We start from the raw sequence: 24,164 nt of genomic DNA on the forward strand, positions 1-24,164 counted from the left end.
CGCCTCTTCCGCCCGTGGCTGCTCGGCAGGCACAGTCACCGGCCCTGGTAAGTGGCCTTGCCCGGTCCGTTCTCCAAGAAGCTGCGCACGCCGCCCCGCAGGTCGTCGGTGTCGAACAGCACGCCGGAGACCTCGGGGGTCACCGCGTCCGCGTGCGCGACGCCGCCCGAGCGCCAGGCCTCGATGATCTTCTTGGTGGCCGCGTGCGCCTTGGTCGGGCCGTCGGCGAGCTTGTGGGCCAGCGCTCGTGCCGCCGGGTCGAGATCGTCGTGGATGTAGTTGACCACGCCCCAGTCGGCCATGGTGGCGGCGTCGTAGAGGTCGGCGGTCATCACGAACTCGCGGGCGCGGCCGGAGCCGGCCCGCTCGGCCAGGCGCTGCGGGCCGCCCATCGACGGGGTCAGGCCCACCACGGTCTCCACCAGCCCGAACTTCGCCTTCGGTGTCGCGAGGATGATGTCGCAGGCCAGCGCCACCTCGAACGCGGCGGTGAGGGTGAGTCCGTGCGCGGCGAACAGCACCGGACACGGCAGCGCCTCGAGCGGATGGATGATGTCGTCGAACAGCCTGCGCCACAGGGCGGTGCCCGTCTCGACGGTCAATCCGTCGAAGGTGTGCACGTCGACGCCACCGGAGACGACCTTGCCCTCGGCGCGCAACAGCACCGCACGCGGCGGGTTCGCGGTCAGCGCGGCGATATCGGCCACCAGGCCGTCGAACATGGCCTGGTCGAACAGGTTCAGCGGCGGATTCGCCAGGGTAAGAACCGCGACTTCGGCGCCTGCCGCGGTGGTCTCACGTTCCAGCCGGGTGGCGGTCTTCGGGGTGTTCTCGCTCATACCGGCAGCCTAAGGGGTCGATCTGCGAGACTGGCCGGGTGACCGAGACGGAGTCCACAGCCGGTTCCTATGTCGAGCCGGGCGAGTTCGAGCGCGACACCAACTACATCACCACCCGGATCACCGCCGACGGCCGTGACGGCTATCCGGTCGAATCCGGGCGGTACCGGCTGGTCGCCGCGCGCGCCTGTCCGTGGGCCAATCGCACGCTGATCGTGCGCAGGCTGCTCGGGCTCGAGGACGCGATATCGCTGGGCCTGTGCGGGCCCACGCACGACAAATACAGCTGGACCTTCGACCTCGATCCGGGCGGGGTGGACCCGGTGCTCGGCATCCCCCGGCTGCGCGAGGCCTACCTGGCCCGCTTCCCCGACTATCCGCGCGGGATCACCGTGCCCGCGATCGTGGACGTGCCCACCGGTCAGGTGGTCACCAACGACTACGCGCGGATCACCCTGGACTTCTCCACCGAGTGGACGCGGTTCCACCGGCCCGGCGCGCCGCAGTTGTATCCCGAGGAACTGCGCGCCGAGATCGACGAGGTCGCCGAGCTGATCTTCCGCGATGTGAACAACGGGGTGTACCGCTGCGGATTCGCCGGTGCGCAGGACGCCTACGAACGCGCCTACGATCAGCTGTTCGCCCGGCTGGACTGGCTCACCGAGCGGCTGTCCGACCAGCGCTACCTCGTCGGCGACACCATCACCGAGGCCGACGTGCGGCTGTTCACCACGCTGGTGCGGTTCGACCCGGTCTACCACGGCCACTTCAAGTGCAACCGGCAGAAACTGAGCGAGATGCCGGTGCTGTGGAGCTACGCGCGAGACCTGTTCCAGACGCCGGGATTCGGCGACACCGTCGACTTCGGCCAGATCAAGACCCACTACTACGCGGTGCACACCGACGTGAACCCGACCGGTGTGGTGCCCAAGGGCCCCGACCTGTCGAACTGGCTGTCCCCGCACGGTCGCGAGGTGCTCGGCGGCAGGCCGTTCGGCGACGGAACCCCGCCGCCTCCCCCGGCTCCCGGCGAGGAAGTTCCCGCGGTTCCCGGCGCCTGAGGACGTCACGTTTTCCCGCTCTCAGCGGGGGAACCCGCCATCTGCACGGTTCGTTGCCGTGTTGGGCCGGCATGGGTTCGGTGCCATAGAGTTCAGCCAGGCCGGATCGAAGGGGTAGTGAGGTCATGAATATCGGCGCGTTCGAGAAGACCGTGGTCGCTTTGCTGGAGAACGGTGCCAAACTGCAAGGCCCCGCGGTGGAGAAGTACATCGAGCGCCTGCGCCGCGCACACCCCCGGGAAAACCCCCACCAGATCGTCGCCAGGATCGAGAAGCAGTACCTGCTCGCGGTGACCGGCAGCGGCACGGCGGCGGGCGCCACGGCGGCCATGCCCGGTGTCGGCACGGTGGCCTCGCTGGCCACGATCACCGCCGAGACCGCCTTCTTCCTCGAAGCTTCCGCGCTCTACACGCTGGCCATCGCGGCCGTGCACGGGGTCGCGCCGGAAGCCAAGGAGCAGCGCCGGGCGCTGGTGCTCGCGGTGGTGCTGGGCGACAGCGGCATGCAGATCGTGGAGCGCTCGGTCGGGCGCTCGGCGAAGAACTGGGGCACGCTGCTCGGCGAGAAGGTGCCCGGCCTGTCGAGCATGAACGACTCGCTGATGAAGCGCTTCATCGTGAAGTTCCTGACCAAGCGCCTGGCATTGATGGCGGGCAAGGTGATCCCGATGGGCATCGGCGCGGTGATCGGCGGCGTCGGCAACCGGGCGCTGGGCCGCATCACCGTCGACAATGCCCGCAAGGCCTTCGGTCCCCCGCCGCTGGACTGGTCCAACCACCGTATCCCGGTGATCGACGCGGCCCCGCTGCCTGCCATCGAGGCCGTGAAGCAGGCGGATCCGGCGCGGCGGGCCACGCCGTCGAAGCCGATCGAGCGCCGGTGACGGCATCGCGCGCCGCTGTCGCCGTTCGCGCGCTGACCAAGCGCTACGAGTTCGTGCCCGCGCTGGAAGACGTCAGCTTCACCGTCGCGCCGGGCACGGTCACCGCACTGGCGGGCCCGGCCGGGTCGGGCAAGACGACGGTGCTGCGGGTGCTGCTCGGGTTCACCGCGCCGGACGCGGGCAGCGCGAAGATCGGCGTCCCGGGTCCGGTGGGCGCGGTGCTGAGTCCGCGCGGGCTGCATCCGGCCAGGGCCGCCGCCGATCATCTCGACATCCACGCCGCCGCGGCCGGGGTGCCGCGCGACCGGGTGGACGAGGTGCTCGCCACGGTCGGGCTCGCCGACCAGGCCCGCACCCGCGCGGGCGCGTTGTCCTTCGGGCAGCAGACCCGGCTGGCGCTGGCCACCGCGCTGCTGCCCGATCCCCGGCTGTTGCTGCTCGACGACGCGGTCGAAGGACTCGACGCCGCCGAGCGCGGCTGGTTGCACGATGCCCTCCGCGCGCACGCCCGCCGCGGCGGCGCGGCGGTCCTCACCAGCGCCACGCTGTCGTCGGTGGTGTCGATGACCGACCAGCTGGTGGTGCTCAGCGAAGGGGCGGTGGTCTACCAGGGAACCCCGGCGAAGCTGCGGCGCGGCAATCCCGACCGGCTGATCGTCGCAGCCACGGTGCCGGTGGCGCTGGCGACCGCGCTGGCGGCGCGTGGCTTCACCGACGCCGTCATCCGCCCGGACGGCCGGCTGGCGGTGGCCGAAGCCACCGAGGCGCAGATCCGCGAGATCGCGCGCGCGGCCGGGGTACGCGTCGAGGGCATCGTGGCCGACCCGATCCACCCGGATCGCGTGCTCGCCTCACTCACCAAGCCGCGCACCACGACCGCGCTGCACGCACCGCCGTCTTTCGTGCCACCGTCGTCGTTCGGATCGTCGTCGTTCGGATCGTCGTCGTTCGGATCGTCGACATCATTCGGACCGTCGGCATCGTTCGGTCCGTCGGCATCGTCGCAGCGCTCGCCCTACTCCGCGCCCATGCGCCCGCCGCCCGCGCATCCGCCGTCGATCCCACCAGGAATGCCGCCACAACCGATGCCGTCCCATGGAATGCCACCACAAGGAATGCCACCTCGATGACAACGCTGCTCGAGCGACTGACTCGGCCGGTCACCGCGGAAGTCCGCAAGGTGACGACCCTGCGCTGGTGCGTGCTGCTGGCCGCGCTGCTGCCCGCCGTGGCGCTGGTGGCCAGTTCGGTGACCGCGGGCATGGCCGGGCCGGTCGACCCCCGCGCGCAGCCGGTGACCGGGCCCGCCACCATCGGGCTGCTGCTGGCGATCCTGGCTACCGTGCTCGGCGCGGGCGCGTTCGGCGCGGCCATGACCGGCGGCGAGTTCCGCTACGGCTCGATGCCGCTGACGGTCGTGTTCACCCCCGACCGTGACCGGCTGGTCGCCGCGAAGCTGCTGGTCATCGCCGTCGCCGCACTGGCCGTGGCACTGGTGACCGAACTCGTCGCGCTCGCCTGCCTCTTCTTGTTCGGACGCGGCGCGTTCGACGTCGACGGCAGGCTGTGGGCGACGTTGGGAGCCGGCCTGTTCGCGACCGTCTGCTGGGCGCTGATCGGCGCGGGGCTCGGTCTGATCCTGCGCACCTCCACCGGCGCGATCGCCACCCTGATCGGCTGGCTGCTGATCGGCGAGCCGCTGGTCTGGCTGGTGGCGAAGGGCATCGGCCTGGGCGGCCTGGCGACGCTGCTGCCCGGCTCGGCCACCGTCGGGACCGTGGCTGTCGGCTCGTTCGAGGATGCCGGGATCTTCGCGCCGACACCGGCCGCGCTGGTCGTGCTGGCGCTGTGGGCGATCGCGAGCGCGGGCGCGGGCTGGTGGCTGTTGCGCGAGCGCGACCTCTGAGTGTCGCCTCGGGGCGATGTTTCCGCCGCGCTCCGGTTCCTTACCGACTACACGGGCTTGCCGCAGCATCTCGGAGCAGCCGGGGCCGTGGGGCGGGCGGTGTGATGTGTCCGGGCGAACACCTCACCTGTCGGTCGAGGTGGTTAACGTCGAACACGGTGACGTGAGATGGGACGGCGGAACGGTGGTGTCGGCGAGGCGATGGGGACAGGTTCCTCGGGGGTGACAGATGCTGTGGGGGCGCCGGCGGACGGTACCGGACAGAGTGCGTCCGGGAACAGCGGTGCGGGCGCGCCCGGCTGGATTCGGCGACTGTGGACGGAGAGCCTGCGCCATCCCGGCACCCTGGCAGGCATCGGGGCAACGCTGCTGGCGGGCGCGCTCGTCGAGGTGGCCGCCCCGCTGCTGACCAAGCGCGCGCTTGACGCGGCGAGCGTCGGCGACACCGGCGTCATCGGGACAGTCGCGATCCTGCTCGCCCTGCTGGCCGTGGGGCGTTTCGGCGCGGCATTCGGCCGCAGATTGCTGGCCGGGCGGTTGTCGCTGGATGTCCAGCACGGCCTGCGCGTGCGGGCGCTGCGCTCGCTGCAGCGTCTCGACGGCGCCGGACAGGACGCGCTGCGCACCGGCCAGGTGGTCTCTCGTTCGATCACCGATCTGCAGCTGGTCCAGGGGTTGCTGGCGATGGTGCCGCTGTCGGGGATGGCGCTGTTGCAGTTCGCGCTGGCCGCGACGGTGATGGTGTGGCTGTCGCCGCCGCTGGCCGTGGTCGCGCTGCTGGTGGTACCCGGCATCGGGTTCACGGTCTACCGGATGCGGCCGCGGCTGTTCGCGGCGACCTGGTCGGCCCAGCAGCGCGCCGCCGACCTGGCCCAGCACGTCGAGGAGACCGTCACCGGCGTGCGAGTGGTGAAGGGCTTCGGGCAGGAGGCCAGGATGGTGGACCTGCTCGAACGGCATGCCCGCCGCCTCTACAGCGAAAGGATGCGGGCGGCCGTCATCGACTCGCGGTTCGCGCCGGTGGTGGCGGCCATCCCGCAAGCCGGTCTGGTGGCGGTGATCGCCTTCGGCGGCTGGCTGGCGTTGCGCGGCTCGATCAGCGCGGGCACCTTCCTCGCCTTCGCCGCCTACGTCTCGACCATGACCTCCGCGACTCGCGCGATGTCCTCGGTGGTCATCCTGGCCCAGCTCACCAGGGCCGCCGCCGAGCGGGTCTACCAGGTCATCGACACCGCGCCCACCCTCGTCGACCCGCCGCACCCGCGGCCGCTGCCGGACGGCCCGCTCGGCATCGAGATCGACGCGCTCACCTTCGGCTTCGAGCCGGACCGCCCCATCCTGCGGGATTTCGACCTCACCGTCCGTCCGGGCGAGACCGTCGCGATCATCGGGCCCGCCGGCGCGGGCAAGACCACTCTGTCGCTGCTCCTGCCGCGTTTCTACGCCCCGGACTCCGGCGCCATCCGCCTCTTCGGGGCCGGCGGCGCTGCCGCGGTTCCCGGCACGACCGGCCCGAGCGGCGGAAACGGTTCGGGCCGCCCGGACGGATCGGCCGAAGGAAGCGCCGCGCGCGACGGGGCAGGATCCACGCCCCGAGCCGGCTCCGCCGACAGCGTCGACCTCGCCGACGTCGCCGCCGACGAACTGCGCGCGGCGGTGGGCGTCGTGTTCGACGACCCGTTCCTGTTCTCCGACACCATCGCGGCCAACATCTGTCTGGGCAGGCCCGAGGCGACCGACGCCGAGATCCGCCGCGCCGCCGAGATGGCCGCCGCCGACGAGTTCATCGCCGAGTTGCCCGACGGCTACGACACCGTGGTCGGCGAGCGCGGCCTGACGCTGTCAGGCGGCCAGCGCCAACGCATCGCCCTGGCCAGGGTGCTGCTCGCCCGACCGCGGATCCTCGTCCTCGACGACGCCACCTCGGCTGTCGACGCCGTCACCGAGGCCGCCATCTTCGACTCCCTGCCCGATCAGGGCGGGCGGACCACGATCATCCTCGCGCACCGGGAGTCCACCCTCGCGCACGCCGATCGCGTGATCCGGCTGCCCGGCGCGGCCGGCCCGTCGGTGCCCGTCGCCGACACCGCGCCGGTCGTGCGCACGCGCAAGCTCGCCCCGGCGACCAAGCCGGGCGGCTTCGGCCGGGCGGCCGCCGACATCGCCGAGACCCCGCAGCTGCGCCGCACGCTGGCGGCCCTGCCGCCCGCCACCGAGGAACCCGGACTCGACGACGCCCGGCTGCGCACGCCCGATCCCGGCTTCCGCCTGGTCCGGTTGCTGCGCCCGGTGCGTCTTCTGGTCGCCTCCGTAGTGGCGCTGCTCGCCGCCGACGCGCTGCTCGGCGTCGCCTTCCCGCCGCTGGTCCGCTACGCCCTCGACACCGGCGTGGGCGCGGGCGAATCCGGTGCTCTGGTGCGCGCCGCGATCATCGGCACGCTGCTGGTCGCGGCCTCGCTCGCGATCGGCGCGGTGACGATCGTGCTGACCGCCCGCACCGGCGAACGCGTCCTCTATGGCCTGCGCGTGCGCAGCTACGCGCACCTGCAACGGCTCGGCCTGGACTATTACGAACGGGAGCTGTCCGGCCGGATCATGACCAGGATGACCACCGACGTGGACGCGCTGTCGAGCTTCCTGCAGACCGGGGTGGCGACCACGTTGATCGGGCTGCTCACCGTGGTCGGCATCGCGGTCGCGCTGCTGGTCATCGATTTCTCGCTGGCGCTGGTCGTGCTGGCCGCGGTGCCGCCGCTGATCCTGGCGACGGTGCTGTTCCGGCGGGTGTCCTCCACCGCGTACTCGATCTCGCGCGAACACGTGTCGGCGGTGAACGCCGACTTCCAGGAGAACGTCACCGGCCTGCGCGCGGTGCAGGCCAACCGGCACGAACCCTTCGCCGCCCGCCGCTTCGCCGAGTACTCCCAGCGCTACCGCGACTCCCGGATGCGCGCGCAGCGGGCGATCGCGCTGTATTTCGCGTTCGTCGTGTCCTGGGCGGATCTGGCGCTGGCCGTGGTGGTGTACTTCGGCGCCCGCGAAGTCGCCACCGGCGCCACCACGCCGGGCACGCTGGTGGCGTTCGTGCTGTATCTGCAACTGCTGTTCGGCCCGATCACCCAGCTGTCCCAGGTCTTCGACGGCTACCAGCAGGCTCGGGTCGGCCTGCGCCGCATCGGCGACCTGCTGCGCACCCCCTCCTCGATCGCCGCCGATCCACCGGGAGCCACCCCCGTCACCGGTCACCTGCGTGGCGAGGTCGGGTTCGACGACGTGCGCTTCCGCTATCCCGGGACCGCCGATCCGGCGCTGTGCGGCGTCACCCTCGCGATCCCGGCGGGCTCGACGGTGGCGCTGGTCGGTCCGACCGGGGCGGGCAAGTCGACCATCGTCAAACTGCTGGCCCGCCTCTACGATCTGCCCCGCACCGAGACCGCGGGCGGGTCCATCGAGGTGGACGGGGTGGACCTGCGCGATTACCGGCTCGCCGACTACCGTGCCCGCCTGGGCATCGTGCCGCAGGAAGCTCACCTGTTCACCGGCGACGTGGCCAGCAACATTGCATTCGGGAAACCATCCGCGAGCGAAGCGGAGATCGCCGCCGCCGTCGACGCGGTCGGCGCGACCGCCATGATCGCCTCGCTGCCACGGGGACTTCGCCAGCCGGTCGGCGAGCGCGGACGCGGGCTCTCGGCGGGCCAGCGCCAGCTGATCGCGCTCGCCCGCGCCGAACTCGTCCGCCCCGACCTGCTGCTGCTCGACGAGGCGACCGCCACCCTCGACCCGGACACCGAGGCATCGGTGCTGGCAGCGAGCAGTTCCGTGGCCCGGGGACGCACCACGGTGGTGGTCGCGCACCGGCTGGCGACCGCGGCGCGGGCCGACGCCATCGCGGTCGTGGAGCGCGGACGCGTCGTCGAGTTCGGCCCCCACGAGCGCTTGCTGGCCGGGGGCGGACCCTACGCGCGGCTGTGGTCGGCGGGGCTCGCGACCGCCTCGCCCGGCGCCGTCACAGAAGGGTGACGCGGACGACACTGTTCGGAAGCGAAGGAATAAGGTCGACGCCGGACGGGTCGAACACAAATGGGTTCGGTTCCGGTGGGTGGTGCTGGCAACGCTGATCGTCTGCTGGGCATATCCTCGACAGAGGCGCATCGGCGCGCACCCGCCGATCCCCGTGCCAGCACGTCACAAACGTCGCAGCGCAAAGAACGAAATGAGGCGAACACCTGCTGTGAGCAGTTCAACTTCCCAGTTCGGTCAGAACCAGTGGCTGGTCGACGAGATGTACCTCAAGTTCCAAGAGGATCCATCTTCGGTCGACGAGAGCTGGCACGAATTCCTCGCCGACTACACACCCGAGCCCAACTCCGAAGCAGGCGACAACGGCCGCGTGGCCGCCGCCCCGCCGGGTGCAGCTCCCTCACAGCAATCGGCAACGCCCGCCACCGAGACGGCCGCGTCCCAGGCTCCCGCTCCCCAGGCCGCCGCGCCGAAGGCAGCCGCCCCCAAGGCGGCGCCCGCGGCAGCGCCCGCGCCCAAGACGGCGGCTCCCAAGGCCGCGCCGGCTCCTGCGGCGAAGGCCCCCACCACGCGCGCCCCGCAGACCACCCCGGCCCCCGCCTCCAACGCCGCGCCGACTTCCGGCGGTCCCAAGCCCGCCGCCGCCGACGACGAATCCAAGGTGCTGCGCGGCGCGGCCGCCGCCGTCGTCAAGAACATGTCGGCCTCGCTGGCCATCCCGACCGCCACCTCGGTCCGCGCCATCCCGGCCAAGCTGATGATCGACAACCGTCTGGTCATCAACAACCACCTCGCCCGTACCCGCGGCGGCAAGATCTCCTTCACCCACCTGCTCGGTTACGCGATCGTGCAGGCGGTCAAGGCGTTCCCGAACATGAACCGCCACTTCGCCGAGATCGACGGCAAGCCGCACGCGATCACCCCCGCGCACACCAACCTCGGCCTGGCCATCGACCTGCCGGGCAAGGACGGCAGCCGCTCGCTGGTCGTCGCCGCCATCAAGGCCACCGAGGACATGGGCTTCGCCCAGTTCCACGCCGCGTACGAGGACATCGTCCGCCGCGCCCGGGTGAACAAGCTGACCGCCGAGGACTTCTCCGGCGTCACCATCTCGCTGACCAACCCCGGCACCATCGGCACCGTGCACTCGGTGCCGCGCCTGATGCCCAACCAGGGCGCCATCATCGGCGCGGGCGCCATGGAGTACCCGGCCGAGTTCCAGGGCATGAGCGACGAGCGCATCGCCGAGATCGGCGTCGGCAAGCTCATGACGCTGACCTCGACCTACGATCACCGCATCATCCAGGGCGCGGAGTCCGGTGATTTCCTGCGCACCATCCACCAGCTGCTGATCTCCGACGAGTTCTACGACGAGATCTTCCACGGCCTCGGCGTGCCCTACGAGCCGGTCCGCTGGCGCAAGGACGTCAAGGAACGCGGCGTCGACAAGAGCACCCGGGTGCTCGAGATGATCGCGGCCTACCGCAACCGCGGCCACCTGATGGCCGACACCGACCCGCTGCGCCTGGTCAAGGACAAGTTCCGCAGCCACCCCGACCTCGACGTCACCACCCATGGGCTGACCCTGTGGGATCTGGACCGCGAGTTCAACGTCGGCGGCTTCCACGGCCAGGAGCGGATGAAGCTGCGCGACGTGCTGTCGGTGCTGCGCGACGCGTACGCCCGTCACGTCGGTGTCGAGTACACCCACATCCTCGACACCGAGCAGCTGCAGTGGATCCAGGACCGCGTCGAGCAGAAGCACGTCAAGCCGACCGTCGCCCAGCAGAAGTACATCCTGAACCGGCTCAACGCCGCCGAGGCGTTCGAGACCTTCCTGCAGACCAAGTACGTCGGCCAGAAGCGCTTCTCGCTGGAGGGCGCCGAAGCGGTCATCCCGATGATGGACGCCGTGCTCGACCAGAGCGCCGAGCACTCGCTCGACGAGGTCATCATCGGTATGCCGCACCGCGGCAGGCTCAACGTGCTCGCCAATATCGTCGGCAAGCCCTACTCGAAGATCTTCACCGAGTTCGAGGGCAACATGAACCCGGCCGCCACCCACGGCTCCGGCGACGTGAAGTACCACCTGGGCGCCAAGGGCACCTACCTGCAGATGTTCGGCGACAACGAGATCCAGGTCTCGCTCACCGCCAACCCCTCGCATCTGGAGGCGGTCGACCCGGTGCTCGAGGGTCTGGCGCGCGCCAAGCAGGACCTGCTCGACAAGGGCGACGGCCCCGAGGGCTTCTCGGTCATGCCGCTGATGCTGCACGGCGACGCCGCGTTCGCCGGTCAGGGCGTGGTCGCCGAGACGCTGAACCTCTCGGGCCTGCGCGGTTACCGCACCGGCGGCACCATCCACATCGTGGTGAACAACCAGATCGGCTTCACCACCGCCCCGGAGAACAGCCGCTCCACCGAATACTCCACCGACATCGCGAAATTCATCGGCGCGCCGATCTTCCACGTCAACGGCGACGACCCGGAGGCCTGCGACTGGGTCGCGCGCCTGGCCGTCGACTTCCGCCAGAAGTTCCGCAAGGACGTGGTCATCGACCTGATCTGCTACCGCCGTCGCGGCCACAACGAGGGCGACGACCCGTCGATGACCCAGCCGTACATGTACGACGTCATCGACACCAAGCGCTCGGTCCGCAAGAGCTACACCGAGAGCCTGATCGGCCGTGGCGACATCTCGCTCAAGGAGGCCGAGGACGCGCTGCGCGACTACCAGGGCCAGCTGGAGCGCGTGTTCAACGAGGTCCGCGAGCTGGAGAAGTACCCGCCGGGCCCCAGTGAGTCCGTCGAGGGCGACCAGACCGTGCCCGGCACCGTGCACACCGCGGTCGACAAGTCGGTCCTGCAGCGCATCGGCGATGCCTTCCTCAATGTGCCGGACGGCTTCAACGTGCACCCGCGCGTCAAGCCGGTGCTGGAGAAGCGCCGCGAGATGGCCTACGAAGGCAAGATCGACTGGGCCTTCGCCGAGTTGCTGGCCTTCGGCACACTCATCGACGAAGGCAAGGCGGTCCGCCTCACCGGTCAGGACTCCCGCCGCGGCACCTTCACGCAGCGCCACGCCGTCCTGATCGACCGCAAGACCGCCGAGGAATACACCCCGCTGCACAACATCGGCAGCGAGAACCCCGGCTGGTTCGCCGTCCACGACTCGGCGCTGAGCGAATTCGCCGCCGTCGGTTTCGAATACGGCTACTCGCTGGGCAACCCGAATGCCCTGGTGCTGTGGGAGGCGCAGTTCGGCGACTTCGTCAACGGCGCGCAATCCATCATCGACGAGTTCATCTCCTCCGGTGAGGCCAAGTGGGGCCAGCTCTCCGATGTCGTGCTGCTACTGCCGCACGGCCACGAGGGCCAGGGCCCGGACCACACCTCCGGCCGCATCGAGCGCTTCCTCCAGCTGTGCGCGGAGGGCTCGATGACCGTGGCGGTGCCGTCCACCCCGGCGAACTACTTCCACCTGCTGCGCCGCCATCACCACGACGGCATCCGCCGCCCGCTGATCGTCTTCACCCCGAAGTCGATGCTGCGCAACAAGGCCGTGGTCTCCGACATCAAGGACTTCACCGAGTCGAAGTTCCGCTCGGTGTTCGAGGAGCCCGCCTACGAGCAGGGCATCGGCGACCGCTCCAAGGTCAAGCGCGTCCTGCTGACCAGCGGCAAGCTCTACTGGGAGCTGGCCGCGGAGAAGGCCAAGCACAAGCGCGAAGACGTGGCGATCGTGCGCGTCGAGCAGCTCTACCCGATGCCGAAGTTCCGCCTGAACGAGGCACTCGAGGGCTACCCGAACGCGACCGACATCGCCTGGGTCCAGGAAGAACCGGCCAACCAGGGCGCCTGGCCCTTCTACGGCCTCAACCTGCCCGAGCACCTGCCCGAGCGCTTCGGCCGCCTGCGCCGCATCTCGCGGCGCGCCATGTCGGCGCCGTCCTCGGGTTCGTCGAAGGTGCACGCGGTGGAGCAGGCCGAGATCGTCGGCGAGGCTTTCGCCCCGACCAACTGATCTCCACCGGCGTGGCGTGGGGCCGGGCAAGCATGGGCTTGCCCGGCCCCACGCCATTTCTATGCCCCTGCCTGAGCCGCGCTGCGTGGTCGGAGTCATCGCACGTAGCGCTGGCAGCGCTCCTGTCCCGGGACACCCGTGTCAAACCCGGACTTCTGGGTCGGGGGTCGGCCCGGACATGTTGCCGGAGAAGCACTTTGCACCGACATCGAGCGCTTCCTCATCGGACATGTCACATCACAGACAGCAGGTCCGACAGCGCGTGCGGGTGAACTGCCGGCCCGGTGGTGAAGACGATGCCGGCCGCAGTACCCGATGTCGCGGGGGCGGGTGCACCCTGCGGAAAATCGGTTGGCCGCCGTGCCCGATGCTGCCAGGCTGGATGCTCACCGGCGCCGGGGGCGCCGACCGTCGCCATCGGAGAGGAGCTCAGTGTGTCCGTCATGGTCGACGAACGTGCCGACGCCGAGGTCGACAGACCGGGGCCGCGGCAGCGATCTCGCGGCAGATGGACGGCGCTGCTGCGTTTCCTGCCGTACCTGCGGCCGCACCGGATCACGCTGATCGCGGCCACCGCGCTGTCTGTGGTGGCGATGCTTACCGCAGTGCTGACGCCGCTGGTGGTCGCGCGAATCGTGGACGGCCCCATCGCGGGAGGAGATCTGCGCGGGGTGCTGCTGCCGGTGACCGCGGTGCTGGTATTGGGTGTGATCGAGTCCGTGGGTGTGTGGGGGCGACGCTGGCTGCTGGCAGAACCGGCCACCCGCTTCGAGACGACCATGCGCGCCAAGATGTTCGGCGCGCTGCAGGCGCGGTCGATCGGCCGCCACGACGCCTGGGAATCGGGTCAATTGCTCTCTCGCGCCGTCGACGACCTCGCGACCTTGCGCCGGTTCATCGCGTTCGCCGGTCCCGTGCTGGTGATCCACCTCGTGGTGATCCCGATCGGGTTGGTGGTGCTGGCGGTGATGAGCTGGCAGATCGGGCTGGTCTACGCCGTCGCCGCGGTGCCGCTGGCCGCCGTCTGCGCGCGCTTCGAGCGCCGCTACGCGGTGGCCTCGCGACGTTCGCAAGATCAGGCGGGCGATCTGGCGACCACCGCCCAGGAGTCGGCGCAGGGTATCCGGGTGCTCAAGGCGTTCGGCCGTGGTGTGTTCTTCGAGGCGCGGTTCGCGGCGCAGGCACGGGAGCTGCGGCGGACCGAGATGGACAAGGTCCGCCTCGACGCCACGCTCTGGTCGGCGATGGTGTCGCTGTCGGAGCTGATTCTGGTGTTCGCGCTCGGATTCGGCGTCTATTCGGTGGTTCAGGGGACGATGTCGCTGGGCGCGGTGGTCGGCACGATCACGTTGGCCACCTTCCTGCAGTGGCCGATCATCTGGACCGGCTTCCTGCTCGCCGAGCTCAACGACGCCGCTACCGCCGCCGACCGCTACTGGGAGATCGTCGACACCCCGGTCGACATCACCGATCCGGCCGATCCGGTGCCGCTGCCGGACCGGCCGCGCGGCGAATTGTCGCTGGAGAACGTTTGTTTCGCCTTTCCGGATGCGCAAGCGCCGGTGCTGCACGACATCTCACTGAGGGTGCGCCCGGGCGAGACGGTCGCGCTGGTCGGCGCGACCGGCAGCGGAAAGACGGCGCTGCTCAACCTGATTCCGCGGCTGCACGATGTCACCGGCGGATCCGTGCGCATCGACGGGATAGACATCCGGCGGCTGCGGCTGACGGACCTACGGTCGCTGGTAACGGTGGCTTTCGAGGAGCCGGTGCTGTTCTCGGCGAGCGTGCGGGAGAACGTCGCGCTCGGTGATCCCACGGCGAGCGACGCGCAGGTGCGGGCGGCACTGGAGGTCGCGCAGGCGAGCGAATTCGTGGACAGGCTGCCGTGGGTCCTGGACACCCGGATCGGAGAGCAGGGCCTGAGCCTGTCGGGTGGACAACGGCAGCGCCTCGCCCTCGCGCGGGCGGTGCTGAGCAGGGCCGGGCAGGAACGGCGGGCCCGCATCGTCGTCCTGGACGATCCGCTCTCGGCCCTGGACGTGCAGACCGAGGAACGGGTGCAGCAACGGCTGCGCGGCGCACTGGCCGGAGCCACCACCGTGCTCGTCGCGCACCGGCCGTCGACGGCCGCGCTGGCCGACCGCGTCGCGTTACTCGCCGAGGGCCGCATCGTGGCCGAGGGCACCCACGAGAACCTGCTGCGGACCAGCAGCCGATATCGCGAGCTGATGGGAGGCGAACCGTGAGCGCTGAGGGCAGCGTGGCCGAGCGTGAGGCGGGCCCCGACGACGCTTCCGAATGGCGGGGCATCGCCAACGAGGACACCGAGGTCACCGAGAGCGGCAACCTGGTGCTCGCCCGCCGGTCGCGGCGGCTGTTGGCGGAACTCGTTCGCCCCTACCGTGGATTGCTGGCGCTGGCGCTGGCGATCATCGTGGTGGACAACGCCGCCACGGTGGTCGGGCCGCTGTTCATCGCCTACGGACTCGATCGCGGCATCGCCGCGGGAAGCCAGGGCGACTGGGGGCCGGCGACCGTGGCCATCGGCGGCTACCTGGGCGCGGCGCTGCTGGGCGGGGTGACCACGTTCTTCTTCGTCCGCGTCGCGGGCAGGCTCAGCCAGAACGTGCTCTACGACCTCCGCATGCGCGCCTTCGCCCACACCCAGCGGCTCGACGTCGGGTTCCACGAGAAATACACCTCGGGCAAGATCGTCGCCCGCCTCACCGGCGACATCGAGACCTTGCAGGAATTGCTGGAGGGCGCGCTCAACGAGGCCCTCAGCGCGATCCTGTCCGTGCTCACCATCGCAGTGCTGCTGGTGTATCTCGACCGACCGCTGGCCGCGGTCGTCTTCGCCGGTTTCGTGCCGCTGTACCTGGTCACCCGCTGGGCGCAGCGCAGGCAGCGCGCAGGTTACCGCCGTACCCGCGGCGCCATCGCCGCGGTGGTGGTGCATTTCGTGGAGGCGATGGGAGGCATGCGCGCGGTGCAGGCATTCCGGCGCGAGGGCCGCAACGAGGCGGTGCTTGCCGCCGAGGATGGCGCCTACCGCCGGGCCAACGTCACCGCCTCGCGCGGAATGGGCGACTACGCGGGCCTGACCCGATTGCTGGGCAACCTCACCATGGTGGTCGTACTCGTGGTGGGAGCGCAGCGGGTGATCCACGGCGACCTCGCGGTCGGCGTGCTCGCGGCCTACCTGCTCTATCTGAAGAACTTCTACGGTCCGCTGGACGAACTGGCACAGGTGTTCAATTCCTACCAGTCCGCCGCGGCGGCACTGGAGAAGATCTCCGGTGTGCTCGAGGAGCGGCCTTTGGTGCCCGAGCCGACCGATCCGATTCCGCTGCCGAAGGTGTCGGGCGCGGTGCGGATGGAGCGCGTGTGGTTCGACTACGGGGGCGCCGACGCCGAATCGCGGCGAGCCACCGGTCCGGTGCTGCCGGAGTTCACGCTCGACATCCCGGCCGGACAGGTGGTCGCCCTGGTAGGGCCGACGGGATCGGGCAAGTCGACACTGGTCAAGCTGCTCACCCGCTTCTACGATCCCTCGGGTGGCCGGGTGAGGCTGGACGGCGTCGACCTGCGCCGCATCGCCGACGCGGATCTGCGCCGCCACGTCGTCATGATCACCCAGGAGTCGTATCTGTTCGCCGGTTCGGTGGCCGACAACATCCGCCTCGGCCGGCCCGGGGCCACCGACGCCGAGGTGCATGCCGCCGCACGCGCGGTCGGTCTGTTCGACCTCGTCGCGGAGCTGCCCGACGGCTTCGACACCGACGTGCGCCGGCGCGGCGGCCGCCTGTCGGCCGGGCAACGCCAGCTGGTGGCCTTCGCCCGGGTGTTCCTGGCCGATCCGGCGGTGATCGTGCTGGACGAAGCCACCTCCAGCCTGGACATTCCCGGCGAACGCCTGGTGCAGCGAGCGCTGGAAACCGTGCTGCGCGACCGCACCGCCGTGATCATCGCCCACCGCCTGTCCACGGTCGCGATCGCCGACCGGGTGTTGGTGCTCGAGGACGGCCGCATCATCGAGGACGGCGTACCCGCCGAATTGATCGCGGGCGATGGCGTATTCGCGGGTATGCACGCGGCGTGGCGGGAATCGCTGGTCTGATCATCGCGGCCCGTGGCTGATGGAGGCCGGGGAAGGTCCCGAACCAGGGCAGGGTTCGGGACCAGGGGCAGGGGCGAGAGCGGGAATGCCGAGAGCGGAAGGGGATCTCGGCGACGTCGGAACTTAGGTCGGCGGATATGCCGATGGCCGATCGTCGGCCTCCGCCCCCGCCGTGAGCGCCAGGATGACCACGAGACCGAGTCCCAGCATCGGGACCAGCAGGCCGAACACTTGCGGCCGCGACGTCAACGGCTTTCCGGGATCCATCGGCAGATGACCCGAACCCGAGTTCGGCGCGGACAGTCCTCGCACCTTGTCTCGCTCGATGAGATTGCCCAGCAACACGATCGGATTGACGATCAGGGAACTCGCACTCCACCAGCCCTGCCACAGGCTGTCGCCCTGGAATCTCCGGAACACGGCCATGCCGCAATCCCGACAAAACGTTCCCTCCTCCCTGTGAGAGCGCGTGAACATGACCATCCCCTGATGCGCCCGGAATGCGGCGGGCACAGAGGGCACCGTCCCCGCACAACCCGAATCGGTACATGTCCTTGATATCGCCTGCGGGCTGGTGGACCACGTCCTGCCCCGTCAGAGCGTGCGAACGAGCAGTGCGGCGCCCATCGCCAGCATGGTGGCCGCGACGAACAGATCCAGCACCCGCCAGGAGGCAGGCTTGCCGAGGATCGGTCCGAGCAACCGCGCGCCGTAACCGAGACCGGCGAACCAGACCAGGCTCGCCGTCATCGCGCCCATCCCGAAAATCCAGCGCAGCGAACCGTGGTCGGCGGCGATCGAGCCGAGCAGCAGCACGGTGTCGAGGTAGACGTGGGGGTTCAGCCAGGTCAGGGCCAGGCAGGTGAGCACGGCGGCGCGCACCGAGCCGGTCGTGGTGCCCGTGGTGACGAGCCCTTGCGCAGCGGCTGGGCGCACGACGCGATGGGCGGCGAGCAGGCCGTAGCAGATCAGGAACCCGCCGCCCGCTACACCAACTGCGGTCAGCGCGGCGGGCCAGGCGGTGACCACCGCGCCGAGCCCGGCCACTCCGAGCGCGATAAGGATGCCATCCGAGAGCGCGCAGATCCCGACCACCGGACCGATCGAATGCCCACGGGCACCGTGTCGCAAGACGAACGCGTTCTGCGCCCCGATCGCGACAATGAGCGACAGGCCCGCGCCGAATCCGGTGCCCGCCGTCGTGAGAATCCCGCTGTCCATGTCCCCCGACGCTAGGCAGCGCCTCATCATCAGTACAGCTGAAGTTTCTTATCTATCATTAGCGATCGTGATGCACGACCTACCGATCGACCAGGTGCTCACGCTGCTCGCGGTGGTCGACGAGGGCACCTTCGACGCGGCCGCGGCCGCACTGCACGTGACGCCCTCGGCCGTCAGCCAGCGCATCAAAGCGCTCGAACAGCGCACCGGCCGAGTCCTGGTGACCCGCACGAAACCGGTCCGCCCCACCGAATCAGGCCAGATCGTGGTGCGTTTCGCCCGTCAACTCGCGACGCTGCAGCGCGACGCCGGGCGCGAACTCGGCATCGCGGCGGAATCCGGCCCGGCTCGGCTGTCCATCGCGGTCAACGCCGATTCGCTGGCGACCTGGTTCCTGCCCGCCCTCACCCGCGTCCCGCAGGACCCGCCCATCCTGTTCGATCTGCACCGTCAGGACGAAGCCCACACCGCGACCCTGCTGCGCGAGGGACGGGTGATGGCCGCGGTGACCTCGGCGGCCGAACCGGTCACCGGGTGCGGCGTGCGCCGACTCGGCTCCGCACGCTATCTGCCCGTCGCGACTCCCGCCTTCAGCGCCCGCCATCTGACCGGCGGACCGCTGCGTGCACGCCTGCCCGACGCACCGGTGATCGTCTTCGACCGCCAGGACGATCTGCAGGACACCTTCGTCCGGACACTGGCCGCACGAGCCGCCGGCGCGAGCGGGAACCGCCACCACATCCCCACCTCGGAGGGCTACCGCGATGCGGTCGCCGCCGGACTCGGCTGGGGCCTGCTGCCCGAATCCCACGCCCAGCCCCTGATCGACGCGGGCATTCTGGAGAACCTGACACCGGGCCGATGGGTCGATGTCCCGCTGTACTGGCAGCAGTGGAAGCTGGACGTCCCCGCCCTCGCGCTCGTCGCCGACACGATCGCCGCGGCGGCAGCCGAATCCCTCCACCGCTGAGCCGTCGACGAAGAAGTCGGCAGGCGCATGCCTCTTGCCGTATCGACCCGGCAACATCATCGTGTGCCGGGGTATAGCGTGGGGACACGGCACTTTTCGTGTCAGGGCGGTCGACGAGAGGGTACGCGTGTCGCAGACAGGGCTGTCGTTGGTGACATTGGGGCTGGGCTGGGACCCGGCCGATCGGGCGAGATGGACGCGAGGCCGCAAAAGGATCGATCTCAACGCCGCCGCAATGCTTTTCGCGGGTCACCAACTGGTGGACGTGGTGTATCACGAGCAGTTGTTCTCCCAGGACGGCGCGGTGCGGTTGCTCGGCGACTCCACCGACGGGGAGGGCGCCGGGGACGACGAGATCATCACCGTGGATCTGACCAGGATCACCCCGGTGGTGACGGCGGTGGTCTTCCTGATGACCTCCTACACCGGCCAGACCATGGAGGAGGTGCAGAACTCCTACTGCCGTCTGGTCGACGGAGTGACCGGCGAGGTATTCGCGCACTACGTGCTCGAGGATCCGGCGCACGGCTTCCTGGCCGGCGAGCTGGTGCGCGAGGGAGACGGGTGGCAGTACCGGGAGATCGCCACGGCCATCGACGCCCAGCACCCGGTCGAGGCGATCCAGCAGCTGGACCAGTACCTCCCCTGAATCGCACGAGCCACCGAGCCCATATGGACTACAGCGAAGCCATCTCCGCACTCGTCTCCTGGGCCGAGGCCCGCTCGGACGTGCGCGCGCTGATCCTCACCGGATCAGCCGCGCAGGGCACGGCCCACCCCCTGTCGGACCGTGACATCCAGGTCTTCACCACCGACATCCCCGCACTGCTCGACGACGAATCCTGGTGGACGGGGCTCGGTGAAGTCCTGGTCGTCGAACGCCTCGAGGACGGCGACGGAAATCCGACTCGGCTCGTGTACTACGCCGGCGGCAAACTCGATCTCACTCTGCTGCCCGCCGACAGCCTCGAAGGACGTGTCTACGAACACCCGTTCGAGGTCCTGTTCGACCGGGACGACGCCGCCCACACCCTCACGCACCAGCCGGAGACGGCCGCGGCGCCGACGGTCGAGGAGTTCAGCGAGTCGGTGCATTGGGCATGGGCGGCAGCCCTGATGGAGGCCAAGGCGATTGCGCGCGACGAGCCGTGGTCGGCCCGGCTACGGCATCGCGACCTCGAAGAGGAACTGCTGCGCATGATCGAGTGGGATCACCGGGCCCGCTACGGCGGCGACTTCGACACCCGGCACCTGGGCACGCGCATGCGCTCCTGGATGGACACCGACATCCAGGCCGACCTCGAGCGATGCTGGTCCGGATTCGGCGCGCGGGGTACCGAACAGGCGCTGCTCGCCACCGTGGATCTGTATCGCGGGCTCGCCGAGCGCACCGCCCAGCACTTCGATTTCCCGGCCTTCGATCACCAGCGCCTCGCAGCGGAATTACACACCATTCTGCGTTTCGGCCGGAGATGACGACGTCGATGCCGCTGCGCCACACCGGGTATCGTGGGCGAGGTTCTTGATCGAACGGCGCTGTGGGGACGGCGTCGTTGTTCTCCGGGGGCACGGTGTCGGGCGACCAATCGAATCCGTTGATCGCCGAGGTCGAGGATTCCATCGAGTGGTATACCGGCGTCTCGCCATTCGAGTCGGGTTCGTTGCGCTGGAAGCCCGCGGTCAACGCGTTCGCGATCACCTTCGCCGACCGCTGGCCCGACGCCCGAACCTACTGAGAGAAACCGCCGGAAACACCGTTGGCGAGATAGTCCCCCCACGCCTCGCCAACCAGGGTTCGACCTGCATCGAGTGACAGATCCTGAGTATGTCGGAAAATTCGTGGACGAGATGTACGACAAGTGGAACGGCGCACAACGTTTCCTGGATGATCTGACGAAGACCCTGGAACGACGCATTGGAGGCATATTCAAGGGACGAGAGGTACCCAAGAGTCGAGCGCGAGTCGACGAAAAGCTCGTACAGTACAAGAACGATGCTGCCCGACTTGTCGATCTGGCCGGATCGAAGATCACATTCGAGCGGGTCGATCAGATTTATCGAGCCCTCGACCACATCGAGCGATCCGGCGTGAGAATACTGAGAGTAAAGGATCGATTCATCGATCCAACAGCAAGCGGGTACCGCGACATACTCATGAACGTGCAAGCACCAAACGGTCTCGTTATCGAACTTCGACTACACCTCAAGAGCATAGACAAGGTTTCCGACAAGTTCGACCACGCCCTATATGAAGTCGTTCGCGGACTAGAAATACACACCGGATCACCCTTGGATGATATTGCCAGCCCCGCGGACAGGTGATCATCGATGGACTCAGTCACCGGACTAATGACATATTCATCCAAGCTCTCACGAAAGGAAAGTCCAAGCTGTGACCCACGCTGAATACTATCACTATTTTGGAAGTCAATTGAAAATCGAAACGCGCGATGACGGAGCGCAGCAGGGATCAGTTCTGGACTGGAAGACCGGACATTTCGTTGAAGCCGAACGCGGAATCGTGGCAGAAGCCCGGGCCAACATGACAAGTGCGGATATCTGGCGCATGACTTTCGAAGAATTCGTTTCCGAAACAGAAAGAGCGCGAGCCACCTTCGTTTCGGGTGAGGGGTCCGGTGTTCCCTCTCTATCAGATCGCCAAGGGCATATACGAAGTCGCGCAGCGAGAAAATCGAAGGCTCACTCGAGAGGAAATTGAGCTGATCAACAGGATCTACCAACAAACGTTCGCCCTGTGGGAGGCCGGCGAAGCCTTGTCATGATATGGCCCATAACCAGGTGGGGTGTCGAAGCGAGGCGCTGCTGATGAACGAGCAGCTTCGGCGCAACCCCGACACCGAGAGTGCCGACGACTGGACGAGATCGAAGCGACGCTCCGGGGTGGCTCGTGGTCGTCCGCGAGGTTACGAAGAACTGTGACGCGCTGATCGCGGACGTCGGAACACAGTCGAGCAAGGGGAAGAAGGCGAACCGGTTCGGAAGCCCATCTCCACTGCCCTGAGTTCCTCTCATGGGCCGGCGATCACGTCGAACTCTCCGCGCTATGAGGGGCTGAGGAGCACTCGCGAAATGCTGATATCGTCGAAGGTCAAGGATTCACAGACAGCCATTTCTGAACGCGCAGAAATGACAGCGCTCGCAAATCGCAGAGGAGCCCCCAAACCTCGCCAGCCAGATTTCGACCTGAAACAGATGTCAGATCCCGAGTACGTCGGAAAATTTGTTGACAACATGTACGACAAGTGGTCTGACGCGCAAGAATTCCTGAATAAGCTGACGAACACACTCAGGAACCGCGTAGGAGGTATAGCCAAAGGACGGGAGGCGCCGAAAGGGCGCGCACGCGTCGAAGAGAAGCTCATCGAATACGAGAACGATGCCGGCCAACTGGTTGACCTGGCGGGGGCCAAGATCACATTCGATAGAGTGGAGCAGATCTATCGAGCTCTCGACCACATCGAACGATCTGGTGAAAAGATCCTGAGGGTGAAGGACCGGTTTATCGTCCCAGCAGATAGCGGGTATCGTGACATACTCATGAACATCCAAGCCCCGAATGGCCTCGTTGTCGAACTCAGGTTACATCTCAAGAGCATAGACAAGGTTTCAGACAAGTTCGACCACGCCCTCTACGAGGTCTCTCGGGGACTGCAAGTCCATACCGGAAACCCTAGGAACACGATTCCGAGCCCCGAAGGAGAAGCCATCATCGCCGGCCTCAACGTGCGAACTAGTGATATATTTCTACCCGAACTCATGAAAGGATTGCCGAAGCCATGACCGAGACAAAGTATTATCACTACTTCGGACGCCAACTGAGGATCGAGATCGGCGAGAATGGTGAACGTGTGGGATCGGTTCTGGACTGGAGGACCGGCCAGTTCGTGGAAGCCGAAGACCGGATCGTAGGCGAGGCGATGATCAACATGACCAGCGCAGATATCTGGCGTATGACTTTCAAAGAATTCGTTACCGAAACCGAAAGCACGCGAGCCACCTATGTTTCGGGCGAAGGTCCCGTTTTTCCACTCTATCAGATCGTCAAAGGCATATTCGACGATGTGGAACGCGAGGATCGAAGGCTCACGCACGAAGAGATCGAACTCATCGACAAAATATATTCTCAGACATTCGCCATGTGGGAGGCCGGCGAAGCCTTGTCATGATATGGCCCATAACCGTGGGGCGTCGAAGCGGGGGGCTGCTGGTGAACGAGCAGCCCCGGCGCGACCCCGACACCGATAGAGCCGACGACTGGACGAGTCAAAGCGATGCTCCGGGGTCGCTCGTGGTCGTCCACGAGGTTACGAAGAACTGTGACGCGCTGATCGCGGACCTCGGAACACAGTCGAGCATGGGGAAGAAGGCGAACCGGTTCGTAAGCCCATCTTCACTGCCCTGAGTTCCTCTCATGGGCCGGCGATCACGTCGAACTCTCCGCGCCATGAGGGGCTGACGTGCACGCACGGGGCGACGGACGGGGCCAGGATGTGCATCAGGCTGGTGGTGAACGCATGCTCGGCATCGAAGTCTGTCAGCCGGCCGCTGCCGCGCTCGTCGCGTGCCGCGTGGGCGAGGTGGATCGCGGCGACGACCAGCCAGTCGGCGGGGAGCCGGCTGCCGAACTCGCCCGTGTCCTGTCCGCGCCGGATCCCCCGCCCGACTCGGTCCGCGATCGGCGCGTGCCGAGCCAATCCTCCCGCGCGGTCACCGGCAGCGCGTCAATCCGTTGCAGCAGGGCCGCGTAGCGACCGGATTCCTTTGCAGCCGCTTCGAATACACGTAGCAATGCCTCGGCCGCCGGGCCTTCGTCTGGTTTGGCGGCGTCCATCGCCGCAGCGGTCAGCTCGGTGAGTCTGTCCAGGACCGCCAGCAGTAGCCGCCCGGAGATGACGACGTCGATGCCGCTGCGCCGCAACAGGTATCGTGGGCGAGGTTCTTGATCGAACGGCGCTGTGGGGACGGCGTCGTTGTTCTCCGGGGGCACGGTGTCGGGCGACCAATCGAATCCGTTGATCGCCGAGGTCGAGGATTCCACCGAGTGGTATACCGGCGACTCGCTGTTCGAGTCGGTTTCGGATGTGAGACAGGC

At 68.2% G+C, this 24,164-nt stretch carries 20 protein-coding genes; 16 read left to right on the forward strand and 4 right to left on the reverse strand.

Annotated elements, in window-relative coordinates; genetic code table 11:
* Positions 1-35: 35 nt before the first annotated feature.
* Complete coding sequence (locus IU449_RS11900; RefSeq protein ID WP_195001857.1) at positions 36-839, reverse strand: enoyl-CoA hydratase/isomerase family protein; 804 nt, start codon at positions 837-839, stop codon at positions 36-38.
* 38 nt (positions 840-877) lie between these two features.
* Here IU449_RS11900 and IU449_RS11905 point away from each other — a divergent pair, with 38 nt between their 5' ends.
* The 8 genes from IU449_RS11905 (at position 878) to IU449_RS11940 (ending at position 16,860) form a co-directional block, all read left to right on the forward strand.
* Positions 878-1,900, forward strand: coding sequence for a glutathione S-transferase family protein (locus IU449_RS11905; protein WP_195001858.1), 1,023 nt, complete (start codon positions 878-880; stop codon positions 1,898-1,900).
* A gap of 125 nt (positions 1,901-2,025) precedes the next feature.
* Positions 2,026-2,784 (forward strand): hypothetical protein, encoded by a 759-nt coding sequence (locus IU449_RS11910; RefSeq protein ID WP_195001859.1) that lies wholly within the window; start codon positions 2,026-2,028, stop codon positions 2,782-2,784.
* A complete protein-coding gene (locus IU449_RS29675) occupies positions 2,781-3,914 on the forward strand; it encodes an ATP-binding cassette domain-containing protein (protein WP_195001860.1) in 1,134 nt (377 codons plus the stop codon). The genes IU449_RS11910 and IU449_RS29675 overlap by 4 nt, the downstream gene beginning before the upstream one ends.
* Positions 3,911-4,690 carry an ABC transporter permease gene (locus IU449_RS29680; RefSeq protein WP_195001861.1) on the forward strand — a complete coding sequence of 260 codons (780 nt, stop codon included), beginning with the start codon at positions 3,911-3,913 and terminating at the stop codon, positions 4,688-4,690. The genes IU449_RS29675 and IU449_RS29680 overlap by 4 nt, the downstream gene beginning before the upstream one ends.
* Before the next feature lie 201 nt (positions 4,691-4,891).
* Positions 4,892-8,713 (forward strand): ABC transporter ATP-binding protein, encoded by a 3,822-nt coding sequence (locus IU449_RS11925; protein ID WP_195002515.1) that lies wholly within the window; start codon positions 4,892-4,894, stop codon positions 8,711-8,713.
* Between the two features lie 193 nt (positions 8,714-8,906).
* Positions 8,907-12,737, forward strand: a complete 3,831-nt coding sequence (locus IU449_RS11930) for a multifunctional oxoglutarate decarboxylase/oxoglutarate dehydrogenase thiamine pyrophosphate-binding subunit/dihydrolipoyllysine-residue succinyltransferase subunit (protein ID WP_195001862.1) — start codon at positions 8,907-8,909, stop codon at positions 12,735-12,737.
* Positions 12,738-13,180: 443 nt separating this feature from the next.
* Positions 13,181-14,986, forward strand: coding sequence for an ABC transporter ATP-binding protein (locus IU449_RS11935; protein ID WP_195002516.1), 1,806 nt, complete (start codon positions 13,181-13,183; stop codon positions 14,984-14,986).
* Entirely contained in the window at positions 14,983-16,860 is a 1,878-nt protein-coding gene (locus tag IU449_RS11940) for an ABC transporter ATP-binding protein (protein WP_195001863.1), read from the forward strand. Before IU449_RS11935 ends, IU449_RS11940 begins: the two co-directional genes overlap by 4 nt.
* Positions 16,861-16,983: 123 nt before the next feature.
* Here IU449_RS11940 and IU449_RS11945 read toward each other — a convergent pair whose 3' ends face one another.
* Together IU449_RS11945 and IU449_RS11950 are read right to left on the reverse strand one after the other, a co-directional pair.
* Positions 16,984-17,286, reverse strand: coding sequence for a hypothetical protein (locus IU449_RS11945; protein ID WP_195001864.1), 303 nt, complete (start codon positions 17,284-17,286; stop codon positions 16,984-16,986).
* A gap of 168 nt (positions 17,287-17,454) precedes the next feature.
* Positions 17,455-18,081, reverse strand: a complete 627-nt coding sequence (locus IU449_RS11950; protein WP_195001865.1) for a LysE/ArgO family amino acid transporter — start codon at positions 18,079-18,081, stop codon at positions 17,455-17,457.
* A gap of 70 nt (positions 18,082-18,151) precedes the next feature.
* Here IU449_RS11950 and IU449_RS11955 point away from each other — a divergent pair, with 70 nt between their 5' ends.
* From IU449_RS11955 to IU449_RS11990, 8 genes are all read left to right on the forward strand, one after another.
* Positions 18,152-19,051: a LysR family transcriptional regulator ArgP gene (locus IU449_RS11955; RefSeq protein ID WP_195002517.1), complete on the forward strand. Its 900-nt coding sequence runs from the start codon at positions 18,152-18,154 to the stop codon at positions 19,049-19,051.
* 127 nt (positions 19,052-19,178) lie between these two features.
* A complete protein-coding gene (locus IU449_RS11960) occupies positions 19,179-19,700 on the forward strand; it encodes a TerD family protein (RefSeq protein ID WP_324188197.1) in 522 nt (173 codons plus the stop codon).
* A 23-nt stretch (positions 19,701-19,723) separates the two neighbouring features.
* Positions 19,724-20,527 (forward strand): aminoglycoside 6-adenylyltransferase, encoded by an 804-nt coding sequence (locus tag IU449_RS11965; RefSeq protein WP_195001867.1) that lies wholly within the window; start codon positions 19,724-19,726, stop codon positions 20,525-20,527.
* A 62-nt stretch (positions 20,528-20,589) separates the two neighbouring features.
* Positions 20,590-20,787, forward strand: coding sequence for a hypothetical protein (locus IU449_RS11970; protein ID WP_195001868.1), 198 nt, complete (start codon positions 20,590-20,592; stop codon positions 20,785-20,787).
* A 73-nt stretch (positions 20,788-20,860) separates the two neighbouring features.
* A complete protein-coding gene (locus tag IU449_RS11975; protein WP_195001869.1) occupies positions 20,861-21,373 on the forward strand; it encodes a hypothetical protein in 513 nt (170 codons plus the stop codon).
* A gap of 70 nt (positions 21,374-21,443) precedes the next feature.
* On the forward strand, positions 21,444-21,770 hold the full coding sequence (locus IU449_RS11980) for a hypothetical protein (protein ID WP_195001870.1): 327 nt from the start codon (positions 21,444-21,446) through the stop codon (positions 21,768-21,770).
* A 371-nt stretch (positions 21,771-22,141) separates the two neighbouring features.
* Complete coding sequence (locus IU449_RS11985) at positions 22,142-22,852, forward strand: hypothetical protein (RefSeq protein ID WP_195001871.1); 711 nt, start codon at positions 22,142-22,144, stop codon at positions 22,850-22,852.
* Entirely contained in the window at positions 22,849-23,238 is a 390-nt protein-coding gene (locus tag IU449_RS11990) for a hypothetical protein (protein WP_195001872.1), read from the forward strand. Before IU449_RS11985 ends, IU449_RS11990 begins: the two co-directional genes overlap by 4 nt.
* A 368-nt stretch (positions 23,239-23,606) precedes the next feature.
* On the opposite strand, the gene IU449_RS11995 is transcribed toward IU449_RS11990, so the two are convergent.
* Positions 23,607-24,110: a hypothetical protein gene (locus IU449_RS11995; protein WP_195001873.1), complete on the reverse strand. Its 504-nt coding sequence runs from the start codon at positions 24,108-24,110 to the stop codon at positions 23,607-23,609.
* Between the last annotated feature and the right edge of the window lie 54 nt (positions 24,111-24,164).

This window comes from Nocardia higoensis (genome assembly GCF_015477835.1).
Classification (GTDB): domain Bacteria; phylum Actinomycetota; class Actinomycetes; order Mycobacteriales; family Mycobacteriaceae; genus Nocardia; species Nocardia higoensis_A.

Excerpts from the sequence above, each read along its gene's own strand:
- IU449_RS11935 (WP_195002516.1), top strand. The coding sequence starts at position 13,181 with ATGGTCGACGAACGTGCCGACGCCGAGGTCGACAGACCGGGGCCGCGG.
- IU449_RS29680 (WP_195001861.1), top strand. The coding sequence starts at position 3,911 with ATGACAACGCTGCTCGAGCGACTGACTCGGCCGGTCACCGCGGAAGTC.
- IU449_RS11930 (WP_195001862.1), top strand. The coding sequence starts at position 8,907 with ATGAGGCGAACACCTGCTGTGAGCAGTTCAACTTCCCAGTTCGGTCAG.
- IU449_RS11990 (WP_195001872.1), top strand. The coding sequence starts at position 22,849 with ATGACCGAGACAAAGTATTATCACTACTTCGGACGCCAACTGAGGATC.
- IU449_RS11900 (WP_195001857.1), bottom strand. The coding sequence starts at position 839 with ATGAGCGAGAACACCCCGAAGACCGCCACCCGGCTGGAACGTGAGACC.
- IU449_RS11965 (WP_195001867.1), top strand. The coding sequence starts at position 19,724 with ATGGACTACAGCGAAGCCATCTCCGCACTCGTCTCCTGGGCCGAGGCC.
- IU449_RS11925 (WP_195002515.1), top strand. The coding sequence starts at position 4,892 with ATGGGGACAGGTTCCTCGGGGGTGACAGATGCTGTGGGGGCGCCGGCG.
- IU449_RS11950 (WP_195001865.1), bottom strand. The coding sequence starts at position 18,081 with ATGGACAGCGGGATTCTCACGACGGCGGGCACCGGATTCGGCGCGGGC.
- IU449_RS11945 (WP_195001864.1), bottom strand. The coding sequence starts at position 17,286 with ATGGCCGTGTTCCGGAGATTCCAGGGCGACAGCCTGTGGCAGGGCTGG.
- IU449_RS11910 (WP_195001859.1), top strand. The coding sequence starts at position 2,026 with ATGAATATCGGCGCGTTCGAGAAGACCGTGGTCGCTTTGCTGGAGAAC.
- IU449_RS11985 (WP_195001871.1), top strand. The coding sequence starts at position 22,142 with ATGCTGATATCGTCGAAGGTCAAGGATTCACAGACAGCCATTTCTGAA.
- IU449_RS11955 (WP_195002517.1), top strand. The coding sequence starts at position 18,152 with ATGCACGACCTACCGATCGACCAGGTGCTCACGCTGCTCGCGGTGGTC.